Consider the following 18,010-nt stretch of genomic DNA (forward strand, 5'->3'; position numbering starts at 1 on the left):
CCTCATCCAAAGCGCGATTGATAGTCGCTGGGTGCTACGCCCAGCTGCGCGGCAAATGCGCGCCGCAGATTGTACTCGCTGCCGAAGCCGCTCTGGCGGGCGGCGCGCTTAACCGTCATGCCGGCCTGCTCCAGCAGCCCGCAGGCGGCCTCCATGCGCAGCCGCAGCAGCAGTTGCGCCGGCGACAGTCCGGCTTCCTGCTGCAGGTGGCGGTGCAGCGTGCGCACCGATACCGCCAGCGCGGCCGCCATTTGCTCGACATCCAGCTGCTGCTGCAAGCGCGGCCGCAGCCAGGCGGTCAGGCGACCGTGCAAACCCTGCGGTTCGGCCTGGGCCAGCAATTCGGTGCTGAACTGGCGCTGGCCGCCGGGCCGCTTGTAGAACACCACCAGCCGCTTGGCCACTGCCAGTCCGGCGGCGCGGCCCTGATCCTCTTCGACCAGCGCCAGCGCCAGATCGATGCCGGCGGCGATGCCGGCCGAGGTGTACAGCGCGCCGTCTCTAATATAGATGGCGTCTTCCTGCACGGTGATGGCCGGGTATTGGGCTTGCAGCGCGGCGGCGTCCTGCCAGTGGGTGACGGCGCGGCGGCCGTCCAGCAGACCGGCACGCGCCAGCACGAAGGCGCCGGTGCACACCGAGCAGCAGCGCGCCAGCTGGCTGGCGGCCTGCACTACCCAGTCGACCAGCGCGGCATCCAGCGCCGGACTGGCATCCGGCCCGCGTTCCACCCCACGACCGCCGGCCACCATCAGCGTGGCGCCGGCCAGCGCGGACGGCGAAGGCAAGGGCGCGGCCTGTACGGAAACGCCTGCGGTCGACATCACCAGACCGGGTTCGGCGGCGATCATATTGATTTGATAAGGCGACGGCCGGCCGGCGTCGGCCGCCTCGTCATTGGCGGTGGCAAACACTTGGGCGGGGCCGGTAGCGTCCAGCAGCAAAAAGCCGGGATACACCAGCAGCCAGATCGGGATCGGAGTCATCTGGCAGATATTCCACCATGGATGTCATTTGTGTCAACTGTGGCCGTGCCAACATGGCTGATTAGGGACAAGGAGATCGCCATGACACGCACCGTAGGCATTTATATTTTCGACAACGTTGAAGTATTGGACTTTGCCGGCCCGTATGAGGTATTCACCTGCGCCACGCGGGTGGCGGCCGGACTGACGCCCAACGCGCCGCCGCCGTTCGCCGTGCGCACCATCGGCGCCAGCAACCTGCCGGTGCGCGCCCGCGCGGGACTGGTGCTGCATCCGGAAACCACCTTGGCCGACACCGGCCGGATTGACGTGCTCATTGTGCCGGGTGGCGTCGTCGGCGCCGAGCTGATGCGACCGGAAGTCATCCGCTGGATCGCTGCCACGGCGGCGACGGCGGAACTGACGGCCTCGGTCTGCACCGGCGCCGTACTGCTGGCCAAGGCCGGCCTGCTGGACGGCCTGCCCGCCACCACCCACTGGCAAGACCTGGACGAACTGCGCTCGGGCTGGCCGCAGGTCGAGGTCAAGACCGGCCAGCGCTGGGTCGATACCGGCCGCATTGTCAGCTCGGCCGGCATCTCGGCCGGCATCGACATGTCGCTGCACCTGGTGGCGCGGTTGAGCGGCGCGGCGCTGGCCGACCGCACCGCGCGCCAGATGGACTACGACTGGCGCCGCGACTGAGCCGTCATAGCTTTTTCAGCTGTTCGCGCGCATAGGTGGCGCTTGGATGGTTGGGGGCCAGCGCCAGAAAGCTGGTGTAGGCCTGCTTGGCTTTCTCGTTGTCGTTCAGGTGCGCGCGAGCGTCGCCGAGGTTGAGATAGGCGATGGCGCGCGAGGTGTCGATTTGCAGCGTGTTTTCAAACCAGCGCGCCGCCTCGGCATATTTCTCCTGCTTGTAATAGACGAAGCCGAGGTTGTTGGCGGCCAGGCCGAAGTCCGGCCGGAATTTCAGCGCCTCGGTAAACGCCGCCTCGGCCTGCGCATACTGCTTCTCTTTATACAGTTGCATGCCACGGTCGTTGGCGCGCTGCGCCAGCTGGCGCGCCGACACATCGACCGGCTTCGGCGCCGCCAGTTTCTGTTCGCCGCCGTTCAGGTTCTTGACCACCACTGCGTTGCCCTCGGCCTGCTGGCTGCGGGCGCTATCGAGCTTGCTGTTAAGTGCGATGGCGTCAGCCGGCAATTGCGTCGACTGCGCACTGAGGAACTCGGCCTCGACCGGCAACTGGAACACGAACTCGCCGCCCTCCGAACCCGGCAGGCTGCCGAACGCCGGCGTCTGCTGCGACACGCTGGCCACCGCCGGCGCCACATAGGCGGCCAGTTCGGTCGCGGTGATCATGCCGTCGCCGTTGAGGTCGGCCTTGCCGTTCAGCGCCTGCAACAAAGTCCAGGTGAATACCGAGTGGCCGCCGGGACCGCCATCGGCCACCAACTGGTCGGCGCCGCCGGCGGTCAGCATCTGGCGGCCGATGCGGCGCGCGTTGTCGCGCAGGAAGGCTTCGCTGCCGCCGCCGCGCGTCAGCCCCAGGCCGCTGTAACAAGCGTCCATGACGAACAACACGTGCTTGGCGTTGAGGCTTTCGGCAATGTTCTGCAAATCCGTCATCGGAATGGCGTCGACGCTGACCTGCTGCGGATCGGAGTCGGCCGGGATAATGTAACCGAGGTTGCGGCCGGACGACAGCTGGCGCGTGGCGCCGTGGCCGGCGAAGAACACGAAGATGCGGTCATCCTTCTTCAGCTTGGCTTCGGCCAGCTTGTCGTGGAACAGCGCCAGGATGTTGTTGCGGGTGGCCTCGCCGTTGGTCAGCGTGAACACGCGCTCGCCGGCAAACCCGAAACGGTTGACCAGCGTGTCGCGGATCGCCTTGGCGTCCTGCACCGCGTATTGCAGCTTGGGCCACTTCTGGTAATCGTTGATGCCGATCACCACCGCGTAACTGTTGGCGTAGCCGGTGCTGATGGCGACCTGCTCCGGCGCCGGCTTGGCGCCCTTGGCGACCTTGAACTCCTGGCCGTCCCAGGCGGCAAAGCTGTAGCCGTCGGCAATCAGCTTGTCCAGCACCATCGGCAGCGCCTTGACGCTGCGGTCGTGGATGTCGTGGAACAGGATGATGCCGCGCTGCTCCTTGGCCAGCGTGCCCAGCACGCGGTTGGCGATCGAGCTCGGCACCGGATCGGCCCAGTCCATCGAATCCACATTCCACATCACCGAGCGCAGGCCCAGCTTGGACAGGATGGCCAGTCCTTCGGCATTGTGTGCGCCATACGGGAAGCGGAACAGCGGCGAGCGGCGCTCGTCGGCGGCCTTCAGCGCGGTGTCGGTGTTGGCGATTTCGCCGTACAGCTTGTCGCCGCTCTGCTTGGACAGCAGCGCGTGGCTGAAACTGTGGTTGCCCACGGTGTGGCCGGCGTCGATCAGGCGCTTGCTCTCGTTCTTGTAGCGGCCGACGTTCTGGCCGACCTCGAAGAACACGCCCGGCACATTGTATTGCTTGAGGATGGCGGCGATTTCTTCGGTGTAGGTGCCATGCGGACCGTCGTCAAAGGTCAGCACCACGGTTTTCGGCGGCAGCGTGTTGCCGAAGATTTCCTTGGCCGGCGCAGCAGCAGTGCCCGCAGCCCCAGCGGCGGCGGCCGGCGGCTCCGGATACGGCACGATGACGCCGTAGTCCTTCATGATCTGCTCGCGGGTGTACAGCTTGCGCAGATGGGCGACGTAGTCATCCCACTTCTCGCGCTTGGGCGTGATGGCGCGCGCTTCAAAGCGCGAGAAGATATCGCTGATTTCCTTGTCGTACTGCTTCTCGATGTCTTCCAGCGCCGCCAGGTCTTCGCTGACACGCTTGTGCAGCTTGATGGCCGGCAGCGTCTGGTCGGTAGCCGCCAGCTTTTGCAGCGACAGCAGCACTTCGCGGAACGCCAACCGGTCCGCATCGAACAGGTCGGACGCCGATTCGATATACGACAGCAGCGCATCGTAGGCGGCGTCGCGCTGGGCCGGCGGCAGCGCCTGCGTTTGCACCAGCAGCGGCTGGATACGCGTCAGGCGCTCCAGGTTTTCATGGAACAGTGACTGGCCAACTTGGTTGGCGGCCTTGCGGTCGGCGTCGTTCAGGGTTTTCTCATCGGCCAGCAGCACGATGATCTTGCGGTAATTGGCCAGCAGCGCTTGCAGTTCTGGCTGCAAGGCCGGCACGGCGGCGGTCTGGGCCGATGCCGGGGACGCAGCCGGCGCAGCGGCCGGCTTGCCGCGCAACACCACATACGCACCGCCGGCGGCCAGCGCGGCCACCACGGCGACAATGATTAACTTGGATTTCATGGCAATTCTTTAGAGCAATGGAATCCGCATTCTATGACAAATTTGCTAATTTTTCACTTGATAACCATCGTCCAGTGTTTTGAGGAAGGCGACGATGTCGGCGATATCGCCTTCATTCAGCAGCGGCTTGCCGCCCACCTTGCCGCCGAACGGCGCTTCCATGTTGACGTTGCCGTCCATGCCTTCCGGCTGGTCGTCGAACTTGCGGCCCTTGTACCACCGCTTCGGCGTGGTGTCCCGGGTAGCGTAGAAACGCACCACTTCCTCCAGGCTGCTGAAGCTGCCGTTGTGGAAATACGCCTTGCGCGTGGCCACATTGCGCAGCGACGGCGTCTTGAAGGCGCCGCAATATTCTTTGTGATCCTTGAGATCGGTGCGGTCCGGGCCGCACAGGCCGAGGTCGTAATACGCCGGATCGCCGTTGACCGCCAGCTTGCGGTTGCGCGGCACGCCGATATTAATCAGGCCGTAGTCGGTGAACTGCGGGAACACGCCGCCCTGCGAAATCTGGCTGATGTGGCAGGACGCGCAATTGCCCTTGGTCTCATCGTTGAACACGCGCAGGCCGCGCTGCTCTTGCGGGCTGAGCGTGACTTGCTTGCGCAGGTAGGCGTCGTACTTGCTGGTGTAGGGATAGAAATCGGTCGGGCTTTCTTGGAACACTTCCAGCGCCATCAGCGCCCCCTGCAGCGCGGCGTTGGGCCGGCTGAAGATATCGTCGCCAAACACCTTGCGGAACTGCGGCGCCAGCGCGCCATCCTTCAGCCTGGCCACCACGGCCGCCTCATCCTGGTTGCCCATCTCGCGCGCCGACAGCAGTGGCCCCAGCGCCTGCTCGTGCGCCGTCTGCGTGCGGCCGTCCCAGTTGTGACCGCCGGTCGGGCCGGCATCGACGCTGTCGTCGCCGTCATCGTCGTGATAGTGCTCGGTGAAGACCGGCACGTTCTGGATATAGCGCAGCGACGGCGTCGCCCGCGTGCCTTCGCTGCGGCCGTCGGGACCGCCCAGCTGCACCGCCAGATTGTTGTTGGGACTGTAGCCGTTGTCCGGGCTGTGGCAGCTGGCGCAGGCCAGCTTGCCCGACGCCGACAGGCTGGGCTCATTGAACATGGCGCGGCCCAGCGCGGTCAGTTCCGGCACGGTCGGACGGCGGCCCGCCGGCGGCGCATACGCAGCGCGGGGGGCATCGGCAGCGATAGTGGCGGAAGGCGCGGCGGCGTGATCAGACGGGGATGGCTGGCACGCGCTCAGCAGCGCAGCCACGGCAACTGTATAAATAATTTTCATGCGCGCAGCCTAGCAAAATGACGTGACCGCTACATGACAGTCATAGAACGATACAAAACGATACTTTTGCGACCTCCCCATTTCATCGTCCTGACATATTTGCTAAATAGCATGAGCCGCTTTCACCCACCACCCTCAAGGCAGAATGATGAAATCAAACTTGAAAACGGCACTGCGTCCTGTGCCGCTGTTGCTGTTGGCTACCGGCATCGGCGCCGGGCTGATCGCTTGCGGCAGTTCCTCCGATAGCGACGTGCCGTCCGTGTCCGGCCAGGTGGTCGGCAGCTACTATGAAAACGCCGTGGTCTGCCTGGAAGGCAGCACCAAGCTGACCTGCGACAGCAACTCGGGCACCGTGCGCACCGGCGCCGACGGCTCCTTCAAAGTCACCGGCACCAATAGCGGCGCTTTGCTGGTCACCGTTGGAACCGATGCCATCCGCCATGACGCACTGGGCGACGCTGGCACCAAGGTGACGCAGAAACTGGTGTTCCGCGCACCGAACGGCCATACCGGCATCATCGACGCCATCAGCACCGAACTGACCGCCATCATGGACGCCAACGGCGGTGACTTCGCCAAAGCCAGCGCCCAGCTGGCTGCACGCATCGGCGTCAGCGAATCCAACCTGCTGGCCGACGTCAACAAGGTATCGGGCGACGACCAGGCCAAGCTGAAAACCGAAAACGACAACTTCACCGCCGTCATCGCCGCCGCCGGCACGCAAAGCGCCAACGCCGACGTGGCCAACGCCATCAGCGCCGGCGCAGCGCTGGGCAACATCAAGAATATCGTCGTCATCTACGCGGAAAACCGTGGCTTCGACAATCTGTACGGCCTGTTCCCAGGCGCTAACGGCGTGCCGGGTGTGAACCCGACCTCGACCAGCGCCTATGTGCCGCAGAAAGACATCGACAACAGCACCCTGCCAGTGCTGCCGCCAACCTGGGGCGGCATGACCGCCGCCGGCCAGAGCCTGGTGATCACCCAGGCACAAACCGCCAACCTGCCGAACAAACCGTTCCAGATTGACGACGCCAACAGCGCGATTTCGATGCCGCAATCGGTCATCTCGCGCGACCTGGTGCACCGCTTCTACAACAACCAGATGCAGATCAACGGCGGCGCCAACGACAAGTTCGCAGCCTATTCCGACGCTGGCGGCCTGACCATGGGCTACTACGACGGCAGCAAGATGAAGATGTGGGACATCGCCAAGCAATACGCGCTGGCCGACAACCTGTTCATCGGCGCCTTCGGCGGTTCGTTCCTGACCCACCAGTACCTGATCTGCGCCTGCGCGCCGCAGTACCCGAACGCCGACACCTCGGTCGCGGCCGGCTCGATCGCCAAGATCGATGTCGACAGCAAGGGCAACTTCGTGCGCCTGACGCCGTCGGCCACCGCGCCAAGCAGCGTGCTGAACGGCGCCCCGGCCTACGCCAACGACGGCGCCCTCACGCCGGCCGATTCGACCGGCATGTTCTACGCGGTCAACACCATGCAGCCGCCGTACCAGCCGAGCAGCAATGCCCCGGCCGCCAGCGACAGCAGCCACCTATTTGCCGACACCACCAAGTCCACCACCTTGCCACCGCAGACGCAGAAGAACATCGGCGACATGCTGACCAGCAAGAACGTCGACTGGGCCTGGTACTCGGGCGCCTGGGCCAGCACCACGGCCAACGCCACCTCGGCCAGCCGCGGCGCGTTTGCCAATCCGCCTAACTTCCAGTTCCACCACCAGCCGTTCAACTACTTCGCCAACATGGACCCGGTGAAGAACCCCGCCTACCGCGCGGCGCACTTGAAGGACTACGACACCCAGTTCGTGGCCGACGCAGCAGCCGGCACCTTGCCGCCAGTGGCGTTCTACAAACCGCAGGGTAACCTGAACCAGCACGCCGGCTACGCGTCGGTGGCCGATGGCGACGCGCACATCGCCAACGTGATCGCGCAATTGAAGAAGAGCCCGCAGTGGAAGAACATGCTGGTCATCGTCACGTACGATGAAAACGGCGGCTTCTACGACCACGCTGCGCCACCAAAAGGCGACCGTTGGGGTCCAGGCACCCGCGTGCCGGCGATTATTGTGTCGCCATACGTGAAAAAAGGGTCGGTCGACCATACCCAGTATGACTCGGCCTCGATCCTGCGCGCGATTACCCACCGCTTCAATCTGCCGGTGCTGGACGGCCTGACGGTGCGCGACAAGGCGCTGGCCGCCAACGGCGCCAAGCCGATGGGTGACTTCAGCGCAGCGCTGGCGCTGACGCCTCAGGAATAACAAACCCGCACCGCCGGGTGGGGTCGGACCCTGCGGGTCCGACCCCTAAAAGGTCAAGTGAGCGTCGTGGCAAAAGCATGCGGGGTAAAGTCGACGGTAACGGTAAGGCCGGCGCCATCACTGTCGAGCGTAATGCGGCCGCCATTCCGCTCGGCGGCCCGCTCGGCGATCGCCAATCCCAGCCCACTGCCGGACTGTTCCTGTCCCGGTACACGGTAAAACCGCTCAAACACCTTCTGCTGCAACGCCGGCGCAATGCCCGGCCCCTGGTCGCTGATGGTCAGCCGCCCGCCTTCCAGCCGCACCACCACCCGCCCGTTTTCCGGCGAATACTTGACCGCGTTGCTGATCAGGTTATCCAGCAGCGCCGCCATGCTTTCCACATGCACCGCCATCGGACATTCCTGCGCCGACTGGAATTCCAGCTCGACCCCGCGCTGCAAGCCCAGCGGCGCCGCTGCCGCCAGCCGGCCCCGCACAAAGCCACCCAGCTCCGTCAACGGCAACGGCTCGCCGCCCGGCTCGGCCCGCGCCCGCTCAAACGCCAGCAACTGGTGCACCATATGGGTGGCCCGCGCCACGCCATCGCGCAAGCCCTGCTCCGCCTCGGCGCTCGGCCCCGCCTGTCCCGCCGCGCTACGGCTCAACAGCAGATGGGCATTGATCTGGATCGCCGCCAGCGGCGTCTTCAGTTCATGCGCGGCATCCGTCAGGAATTCATGCTCATGCTCGATACGCGCGCTCAGCCGCATCATCAGGCGATTAATCGCATCCACCAGCGGTGACAGCTCGCGGTACTTGGACTCCGGCAGCGCCGTCAAATCCGACACCGCGCGCGCCTCGATCTGCTCGGCAATCGAGCGCAGCGGCCGCAAGCCGATGCCGATAATCAGCCACGCCGGCAACAGCAGCAAAGGCAAACTGAAAATCGTCGACGACAGCAGGAAGCTGACGCCGGAAAAGCTCTGCATCCATTTATCATCGATTTCATGGCTGCGTTCGACGATCAGCCCGCTGGCGTCGTCACGCTGCACCGCGCTGACCCAGGCGTTGCTATCGCGCGCGGCGGCGCTGCCGGGCGCCGGCAACTGGTCCGGCAAGGCCGGCAGCGAGTTGTAAATCAGCGCGCCATGCTGCCAGACCCGCAGGCGCACCCGCGAGTGATAGTCCAGATCGCGGAACATGGCCAGCCGCACGGCTTCCAGCGCGGCAGCCGCATTCTGCATGCGCACCGGTTCGCCGGCGATCTCCCGCAGATGCAGCAGTACCTCGCGCGCGTGGGCGGCGTTTTCGCTGGCGGTACGCGCGCGCTGGGTAATCTTGGCCTCCACCGCCACGTAAGTAAAGCCGGCCAGCGCCACCAGCGTGATGACGCCGGTAAAGCCCAGCATCAGGCGGCGGAATAAGGACGACGGCTTATTCATGCGGACGCTGCGCAAAATAGCCGACCCCGCGCACGGTGCGGATCAGGCGCTCGCCGATCTTCTTGCGCAGATTGGAGATGTGCACGTCCAGCGTCTGGCCTTCGCTGTGCGGCAGCACGCCCTGCTCCAGCTCGGCGCGCGTCAGCACCCGGCCGGAATCCTTGACCAGGGCCAGCAGCAGCGCGAACTCGGTGCGCGACAGCGCCACCGGCGCCCCGGCGCGCGTGACCTGCATGCGCCGCTCGTCGAGCATCAGGTCGCCGAAGCTCCAGCCGCCACCGTCGGCATTGCCGTTGGCGCGGCGCACAATGGCGCGCAGCCGCACCAGCAGTTCGGGAATCTCGAACGGCTTGATCAGATAGTCGTCGGCGCCGGTGTTGAAGCCGTTGAGCCGGTCTTGCAGACTGTCGCGCGCGGTCATGATCAGTACCGGCACACTCAGGCCGGCCGCGCGGACCTGCTGCAGCAGCGTGCCGCCGTCGCCGTCGGGCAGGCCGAGGTCGAGCAGCACGGCGTCAAAGTTTTCTTGTTGCAGGCGCGCCAGCACGCCGTCGGCCAGCCGCAGCCAGACCACCAGGTGGCCTTCGTCCTGTAACACCGCCAGCAGCGCGCGGCCGATGGCCAGGTCATCTTCAATCATCAGGATATTCATGGCGCCAGTTTAGCTGGCTTTGTAGTTTAAGTACGCCAACGTCGGCAAAACGCCACAACTGCCGAATTATCGGCAAATCAGGGACTTGGCCGCCAACCTTCACGCTTTCTTCAGGTCGGCCTGACGCGATTGTTGACCCGGTTTTAGCGCTGTTACACCATCCGTCCAGCAGTTCACAATAAAACAAAGGAGATGTATGACCACCAGCACCCTATTCCGGCTGCGGCCGATGGCGGCCGCGTGCGCGCTGCTGATCAGCGCCGCTGGCGCCAGCCACGCACAGCAAACCACCCCGGCCAGCGATCCGGCCACGCCGGCGCCGGCCAAGGCGGACGACGATGGCATCGCCAGCGTCACCGTGTCCGGCATCCGCCGTGGCGTCGAAGCGGCGATCTCGATCAAGAAAAATTCCAGCTCCATCGTCGAGGCGATTTCCGCCGAAGACATCGGCAAGCTGCCCGACAACACCGTGGCCGAGTCGATTTCGCGCCTGAGCGGCGTGACCACCCAGCGCAACAAGACCAACGGCAAGGCCACCGACGTCAGCGTGCGCGGCCTGTCGCCAAGCTTCAACGGCTCGCTGCTGAACGGTCGCGAGCAGGCGTCCACCAGCGACGCCCGCAGCCCCGAGTTCGACCTGTTCCCGTCCGAGCTGACCGGCTCGGTGCTGGTGTACAAGACGCCGGACGCCAGCCTGATGGGCCAGGGCCTGGCCTCGACCATCGACCTGCGCACGCTACGGCCACTGGACTTCGGCCAACGCGTGCTGGCCGCCTCGGTGCGCAAGGAACGCATTGGCTTCGACTCGGGTTCTGACCTCGGTTCTGGCCACCGCACCACTTTCAGCTATGTCGACCAGTTTGCCAACCGCACCATCGGCCTGTCGCTGGGCCTGACCCGCTTCAAGGAAGACAACGGCGGCGAGCTGAAGTTCGACAGCTGGGGCGGCGGCACCACCGACATGGCCTACGACGGCGGCACCGCCAAGGCGCCCAGCGGCTTCCTGTCCGAGACCTCGCGCCGCAAGAATGACCGCGACGGCGCCGCCGTCACGCTGCAATACAAGCCCAACCCGAACTTCCGCTCGACGCTGGACCTGTTCTACTCGCGCGGCGACGAAACCACCAAGAAAACCGGCATCGAAGGCGCGGTGGCCGGCAGTACCGGCCTGTACGATCCGGTCGGCGTGCTGAGCAACGCAGTGGTGGTCAACGGCATCGCCACCAGCGGCACCATCAGCAACTACAAGGGCGACGTCCGCAATCACCTGTACGGCAGCAAGGACAAGCTGACGTCGATCGGCTGGAACAACGAGCTCAAGCTCGATGAGCAATGGCGGATCGAGGCCGATGTCTCGCACTCGAAGGGTGTCAAGAACATCTCCAACTACGAGACCACCGCCGGCCAGCCGGGCAACACGCCGGCCTCGCAGCTGGCCAGCATCAGCTACACCGGCTTTAACGGCACCAACTTCTCCGACGTCAAGTACACGCCGAGCATCAGCTATGCCGACCGCTCGGTATCGCTGCTGACCGACGTCGACGGCTGGGGCGGCGGACCGAATTCGCCGCAGGCCGGCTACGTGGCGCTGCCGACCATCAGGGACACCGTCAATTCGGCGCGCCTGACCGCGCACCGCGTGCTGGACTGGGGTCCGCTGTCCGACCTGCACTTCGGCGCCAACTTCACCAAGCGCGACAAGTCGCGTACCGGTCAGGAAGGCCGGCTGTCGGTCAAGGGCAGCGACGGCTACGCCAGCGCCGCCGTACCGGGTACTGAGGTGGCGCCGGCCGGCGCCTCCGGCATCATGGTGGCCTCGTTCGACCCCACCGGCACGCTGGGTTCGATCTACGAACTGAACCGCTGGGTCGACGCCACCGTGCTGGCGCGTGACTGGACCGTCGGCGAGAAAGTCGCCACCGCCTACGCCATGAGCGACCTCGACGGCAGCCTGTGGGCCGTCCCCTACACCGGCAACATCGGCTTCCAGGTGGTTCACACCAAACAGCAATCGACCGGCAACCAGGTCGACCTGGCCAACTGCACCGGCATCACGGTGGAAACCTGCCCGTACAAAATCCGCAGCGACGGCACCAGCTACACCAACGTGCTGCCGAGCCTGAACGTAGCATTCGACCTCGGCTACGAGCAAAAACTGCGCCTGGGCGCCGGCAAGCAGATTTCGCGCGCCAACCTGGACAATATGAAGGCCGGACTCGACTTCTCGGTGCAGAACGCCACCTCGGTGGCGCCGGCGCTGAGCGGCTTTGCCGGCAATCCGCAGCTGAAGCCGTACCAGGCGCGCTCGCTCGACCTGTCGTATGAAAAATACTTCGGCAAGAAAGGCTACATCAGCGCCGCCACCTTCTTCAAGAAGCTGGACAACTACATCATCAACGCGCCGATGCAGTTCGACTTCAAGCCGTACACCAGCCCCACCACGCCGCTGCCGACCACCGGCCCGTTCGCCGGTTCCACCATCGGCTTCCTGACCATGCCGCAGAACGGCCAGGGCGGTAACATGCACGGCTACGAGCTGGCGGTCAATCTGCCGTTCTCGCTGGCCACGCAATGGCTGGACGGCTTCGGCGTCGCCGCCAACTACTCGTTCACCGACAGTTCGGTGCGACTGCCGACCAGCGGCTTCGTCTCGCCGAACAATGCGCCGGTGTTCAACGGCGCGGTCAGCGAGATCGGCCTGCCCGGCTTGTCGAAGAACGTCAGCAGCCTGCGCGTCTACTACGAAAACCACGGCCTGCAACTGGCGTGGGCCGCGCACCGCCGCTCCAGCTTCGTCGGCCAGATCCTGGACTACCGCAGCGACTCGCAGTTCACCTTCATCAAGGGCGAGACCATCGTCGACCTGCAAGCCTCGTACGAATTCCAGCAAGGCTGGCTGAAAGGCGCGTCGGTGTTCCTGCAAGGGCATAACTGGACCAACACACCGTTCCAGGAGTACACCACGGATCCTAACCAGATCACCAACAAGGTGGTGTATGGCCGCACCTACACCTTTGGCCTGAACTACAAGTTCTAGGTGTTTTTACCGGATGCCCTGTCGACCGTCCCCTGGCAGGGCATCCGTTTTTTTACCGCTTACATGATCAAATCACTCCTGACCGCGCTGCTCATCACCTTCAGCGGCGCCGCCGCAGCAGATCCCTACGTGCAGTTCCAGCACGCCGAATGGACCAGAAACGCCAGCATCTACCAGATCAACACCCGCCAGTTCACGCCGGAAGGCACGTTCCGCGCCGCCGAACGCCAGCTGCCGCGCCTCAAGGCGCTGGGCGTCGACATCCTGTGGCTGATGCCCATCCATCCCATTGGACTCGCCAAACGCAAAGGCGCGCTGGGCAGCCCGTATGCGGTGCGCGACTACCTCGCCGTCAATCCGGAATTCGGCACCCAGGCCGATTTGAAGCACTTCGTCGACGCCGCCCATGGCCTCGGCCTGCACGTCATCCTCGACTGGGTCGGCAATCACACCTCGTGGGACAACGTGCTGTACGCCAGCCATCCCGAATGGTACGAGCGCGATCGCCACGGCCGCCCGCATCCCACGCCATGGTACGACTGGGACGACATCATCGACCTCGATTACAACCAGCCCGGCCTGCGCCGCTACATGACCGACGCGCTGCGCTACTGGGTGCGCGAAGTGGGCGTGGACGGCTACCGCGCCGACGCCGCCGGCCTGGTGCCGCAGGACTTCTGGGACAACGCCGCGGCCGAGCTGCGCGCCATTAAGCCGGTGTTCATGCTGGCCGAATGGGAAAGCCGTGACATGCACGCGCGCGCCTTCGACGCCAGCTACGCGTGGAGCTGGTGGGACGGCCTGCGCGCCATCACCGACGGCAAGGCCGACGCCACCTCGCTGTATACTTATTATGCGTGGAACCAGAAGTTTTATCCGCGCCAGGCCTACCGCATGCTGTACACCACCAACCATGACAAGAACGCCTGGGACGGCACCGAGTTCGAGATCTTTGGCCCGGCGGTGGATGCGGCCATCGTGTTTTCCTTCGTCAGCGAAGGCATGCCGCTGATTTACAACGGCCAGGAAGCCGGCAACCGCAAACGGCTGGCCTTCTTCGAACGCGATGCGATACAGTGGCAGGCGTCGCCCTACACCGCGCTGTACACGCAGTTGAATGCGCTGAAGAAGCAGCACACCGCGCTGTGGAACGGCGAGTGGGGCGCAAGGATGGAACAGGTGCCGAACAACGCGCCCAAACAGGTGTTCAGCTTTGTGCGGCAAAACGCCGGCGACAAAGTGTTCGCCGTGTTTAACCTGAGCGCGCAACCGGTAAAAACCAGCTTTCGCGATGACCTGCACCTTGGCCGCTACCGCGACTTCACCAGCGGCGAGACGCTCAAGGTCGATGAGTCGACGCAGTTCGACATGGCGCCGTGGAGCTATAAAATCATGACCAAGGCAGAGTAGATGGAGACCATCAAAAAAGTAGTCATCGTCGGCGGCGGCACCGCCGGCTGGATGAGCGCAGCCGCGCTGTCGCGGATACTGGGCGACAAGGTGCAGGTCACGCTGATCGAATCGGAGGACATCGGCACCGTCGGCGTCGGCGAATCGACCATCCCGATGATCAAACTGTTCAACGCCGTCCTCGGCATCGACGAGAATGAATTCGTGCGCGAGACGCAGGCCACCTTCAAGCTGGCCATCGAATTCCGCGACTGGGGCCGCATTGGCGACCGCTATATGCACGGCTTCGGCATTTTCGGCCAGGACCTGGCGACGCTGCCGTTCTACCAGTACTGGCTGCGCATGCACCAGCAGGGCAAGGCGCCCGACCTGGAAAACTACTCGATCAACCGCATGGCGGCAAACGCAGGAAAATTCATGCGCGCCGACCGCTCGCACGGCAACTCGCCGCTGGGCGACATCGTCAGCGCCTTCCATTTCGACGCCGGCCTGTATGCGCGCTATCTGCGCCGCTATGCCGAACAACGCGGCGTGCGCCGCATCGAAGGCAAGGTGGTGGACGCCCTGACCCGCGCCAGCGACGGCCACGTGGACGCCGTGCGCATGGAAAACGGCGATCTGATTGGCGGCGAATTGTTCATTGACTGTTCCGGCTTCCGAGGCCTGCTGATCGAACAGGCGCTGCACACCGGCTTTGAGGACTGGTCGCACTGGCTGCCGTGCGACCGCGCCTGGGCGGTGCCGTGCGAACTTGGCGGCGGCCTGCTGCCCTACACACGCGCCACGGCGCGGCCGGCCGGCTGGCAGTGGCGCATCGGCTTGCAGCACCGCACCGGCAACGGCCATGTGTACGCGTCGAAATTCATGGGCGACGATGAAGCGCGCGCGCAGCTGATGGCCAGCCTGGATGGCCGGCCGCTGGCGGAACCCAAGCTGCTGCGCTTCACCGCCGGCAAGCGCAAACAGGTATGGAATAAGAACGTAGTGGCGGTGGGCCTGTCGTCCGGTTTTCTGGAGCCGCTGGAATCGACCAGCATCCACATGATCCAGTCGACCATCGCGCGCCTCATCAGCTTCTTCCCGGACAAGGGATTCAGCCAGCCGGACATCGCCGAATTCAATCGCCAATGCAATTTCGAGATCGAGCGGATACGCGACTTCATCATCCTGCACTACCACGCCACCGAACGTAACGACACGCCGTTCTGGGACCATGTGCGGACCATGGAGATACCGGACACGCTGCGCGAAAAAATGGATCTGTGGCGCGCGCGCGGCCGCATCGTCCGCGTCGACAACGAACTGTTTGCGGAAGTAGGCTGGCTGCAGGTGCTGCATGGACAGCGCGTGCCGGTGGCCGGGCACCATCCGCTGGCAGACCTGATGGATGAAAAAGAAGTGGCCGACTACCTGGGCGACATCGCCTCGGTGATCAGCAATTGTGTGGATCAAATGCCGTCGCATGCCGCCTTCATCGCGGCCAACTGCGCGGCGCGTCAACTGTAGTGTTTTAAGGAGTAGTAGTGCATATCAATTCCCTGCAAGTCCGTTGGATCTCCGCCGCCTGCATGATGCTGGGCGTGGTCGCCAGCGCCAATGCCGCCGAGGTGCTGGGCACCGTCTCGTCGCCCGACCATTCGCTTAGCGTAGAAGTCCAGCTGGAAGACGGCGGCCGCCTGGCCTACAGCGTGCAGCGGCGCGGCAAGCCGCTGATCGCGCCGTCCCACCTCGGCTTCCTGCTGACCAATGCGCCGCAGCTGGACAACGGCTTCACGCTGGCCCGGCAAGCCGTCTCCTCGCACGACGACACCTGGGAACAGCCGTGGGGCGAACGCCGCTACGTGCGCAATCACTACCAGGAGCTGCGGCTGGAACTGGTGCAGAAAGCGCTCGACAACCGCCGCCTGGCGCTGGTGTTCCGCGTATTCGACGACGGCGTCGGCTTCCGCTACGAGTTCCCCGACCAGCAGCAATTGCCGGTTGCGCAAATCAGCGATGAGCTGACCGAATTTGTCGTCGCGCCGCCATCCACCGCGTGGTGGCAGGAAGCCGGCGAAAAGGCCGCGCTGGAATATGCCACCCGCAAGACGCCGCTGGCCGAAGTCGGCACCGCCAACACGCCGCTGACCATCCGCACGCAGGACGGCACGCATATCGCCTTCCACGAAGCGGCACTGGTCGATTACGCCTCGATGTGGCTGCGCAAGGTGGAAGGCCAGACACTGCGCGCGCACCTGACGCCGTCCGCATTCGGTCCGCCGGTGGAACGGCGCGGCGCCTTCACCACGCCATGGCGCACCATGCAGATCGCCGACGATGCGGCCGGTCTGTATATGTCCGATCTGGTGTTGAACCTGAACGAACCGAATAAGCTGGGCGATGTATCGTGGGTCAAGCCGTCCAAGTTTGTCGGCGTATGGTGGGAGATGCACCTGGAACGCAGCACCTGGGGCTCGGGCGCCAAGCACGGCGCCACCACGGCCAATACCAGGCGCTATATCGACTTCGCCGCGCGCAACGGCTTCCGCGGCGTGCTGGTGGAAGGCTGGAATCTGGGATGGGATGGCAACTGGTCGGGCAGCGGTTCGTCATTCAGCTTCACGCAGTCGTATCCGGACTTTGATTTGCCTGCGCTGTCGGCTTACGCGCAGCAGAAAGGCGTACGGCTGATCGGCCACCACGAGACCGGCGGCAATATCGCCCGCTACGAGCAGCAAATGGATGCGGGTTATCAGCTGTACGCAAAGCTGGGCGTGGACAGCATCAAGTCCGGCTACGTGACTGATGGCGGCGCGGCGATTTTCCCAAGCGCGGGCGGCGGCACGCATTTCGGCTACACCGATTCGCAGGAAGGCGTGCGGCATTACCTGAAGGCGGTGACCGAAGCGGCGCGCTACAAGCTGGCGATTGATACGCATGAACCAGTAAAGGATACCGGCTTGCGCCGCACCTATCCGAACTGGATTTCACGCGAAGGCGCGCGCGGGATGGAGTACAACGCCTGGGGCAATCCGATCAACAGCGTGGATCATGAAGTGAACCTGGTGTTTACGCGCATGCTGAGTGGTCCGATGGACTACACGCCGGGCATTTTGAGCCTGGAAGGCGTGAAAGGACGGCCGATCAACTCCACGCAGGCCAAGCAGCTGGCCAGCTTTGTGGTGATTTATTCGCCGGTGGTGATGGCGGCGGATCTGATCGAGAACTATGAGAAGTATCCGGGACCGTTCAAGTTTATCAAGGACGTGCCGACCGACTGGGCCGACACGCGGGTGCTGCATGGTTCGCTGGGCGAGTATGTGACGATTGCGCGCAAGGACCGCCGCTCGGAGGACTGGTATGTCGGTTCGATCACGGATGGACAGGCGCGCACGCTGCCGCTGTCGCTGGACTTCCTCGACGCCGGCAAGCGTTACACGGCAGAGATCTATCGCGACGGCGACCAGGCGGACTACCGCAGCAGCCACCGTTTCGACATCGTCATTGAGAAGCAGACGGTGACGGCGAAAACGGTGCTGCAACTCAAACTGGCTCCTGGCGGCGGCCAGGCGATTCGGTTTACGCCGCTGTAACCCGCACTGCCACGCAGGGTCTGA

General features: G+C 64.4%; 11 protein-coding genes. 6 read left to right on the plus strand and 5 right to left on the minus strand.

The genetic code is table 11. From position 1 onward, the window contains the following. Positions 1-2: 2 nt before the first annotated feature. On the minus strand, positions 3-986 hold the full coding sequence (locus HH213_RS09715; protein ID WP_169112118.1) for a GlxA family transcriptional regulator: 984 nt from the start codon (positions 984-986) through the stop codon (positions 3-5). Between the two features lie 81 nt (positions 987-1,067). Between HH213_RS09715 and HH213_RS09720 the strand changes: the two genes are divergently transcribed. Then, the gene (locus tag HH213_RS09720; protein ID WP_110845774.1) at positions 1,068-1,670 is read left to right on the plus strand and encodes a DJ-1/PfpI family protein; all 603 of its coding nucleotides are present in this window, start codon (positions 1,068-1,070) and stop codon (positions 1,668-1,670) included. Positions 1,671-1,674: 4 nt separating this feature from the next. On the opposite strand, the gene HH213_RS09725 is transcribed toward HH213_RS09720, so the two are convergent. Together HH213_RS09725 and HH213_RS09730 are read right to left on the minus strand one after the other, a co-directional pair. After that, on the minus strand, positions 1,675-4,317 hold the full coding sequence (locus HH213_RS09725; protein WP_169112119.1) for a polysaccharide deacetylase family protein: 2,643 nt from the start codon (positions 4,315-4,317) through the stop codon (positions 1,675-1,677). A 45-nt stretch (positions 4,318-4,362) separates the two neighbouring features. Beyond that, the gene (locus HH213_RS09730) at positions 4,363-5,604 is read right to left on the minus strand and encodes a cytochrome-c peroxidase (protein ID WP_169112120.1); all 1,242 of its coding nucleotides are present in this window, start codon (positions 5,602-5,604) and stop codon (positions 4,363-4,365) included. 160 nt (positions 5,605-5,764) lie between these two features. Between HH213_RS09730 and acpA the strand changes: the two genes are divergently transcribed. After that, entirely contained in the window at positions 5,765-7,891 is a 2,127-nt protein-coding gene (acpA, locus tag HH213_RS09735) for an acid phosphatase (protein WP_169112121.1), read from the plus strand. 53 nt (positions 7,892-7,944) lie between these two features. Here the strand turns inward: acpA and HH213_RS09740 are convergent, their stop codons facing one another. Both HH213_RS09740 and HH213_RS09745 read right to left on the minus strand, forming a co-directional pair. Continuing rightward, positions 7,945-9,315: a sensor histidine kinase gene (locus HH213_RS09740; RefSeq protein ID WP_169112122.1), complete on the minus strand. Its 1,371-nt coding sequence runs from the start codon at positions 9,313-9,315 to the stop codon at positions 7,945-7,947. Continuing rightward, positions 9,308-9,967, minus strand: coding sequence for a response regulator transcription factor (locus tag HH213_RS09745; RefSeq protein WP_110845779.1), 660 nt, complete (start codon positions 9,965-9,967; stop codon positions 9,308-9,310). The genes HH213_RS09740 and HH213_RS09745 overlap by 8 nt, the downstream gene beginning before the upstream one ends. 196 nt (positions 9,968-10,163) lie before the next feature. Here HH213_RS09745 and HH213_RS09750 point away from each other — a divergent pair, with 196 nt between their 5' ends. The 4 genes from HH213_RS09750 to HH213_RS09765 all read left to right on the plus strand — a co-directional run bounded on the left by HH213_RS09750 (position 10,164) and on the right by HH213_RS09765 (position 17,986). Beyond that, entirely contained in the window at positions 10,164-13,004 is a 2,841-nt protein-coding gene (locus HH213_RS09750; protein ID WP_169112123.1) for a TonB-dependent receptor, read from the plus strand. Between the two features lie 63 nt (positions 13,005-13,067). After that, positions 13,068-14,414: an alpha-amylase family glycosyl hydrolase gene (locus HH213_RS09755; protein WP_169112124.1), complete on the plus strand. Its 1,347-nt coding sequence runs from the start codon at positions 13,068-13,070 to the stop codon at positions 14,412-14,414. After that, complete coding sequence (locus HH213_RS09760) at positions 14,415-15,920, plus strand: tryptophan halogenase family protein (protein ID WP_169112125.1); 1,506 nt, start codon at positions 14,415-14,417, stop codon at positions 15,918-15,920. It begins immediately after the preceding gene. Positions 15,921-15,937: 17 nt separating this feature from the next. Continuing rightward, on the plus strand, positions 15,938-17,986 hold the full coding sequence (locus tag HH213_RS09765) for a glycoside hydrolase family 97 protein (RefSeq protein ID WP_229263376.1): 2,049 nt from the start codon (positions 15,938-15,940) through the stop codon (positions 17,984-17,986). Positions 17,987-18,010 lie beyond the last annotated feature (24 nt).

It is taken from the genome of Duganella dendranthematis (genome assembly GCF_012849375.1).
Taxonomy (GTDB): domain Bacteria; phylum Pseudomonadota; class Gammaproteobacteria; order Burkholderiales; family Burkholderiaceae_D; genus Rugamonas; species Rugamonas dendranthematis.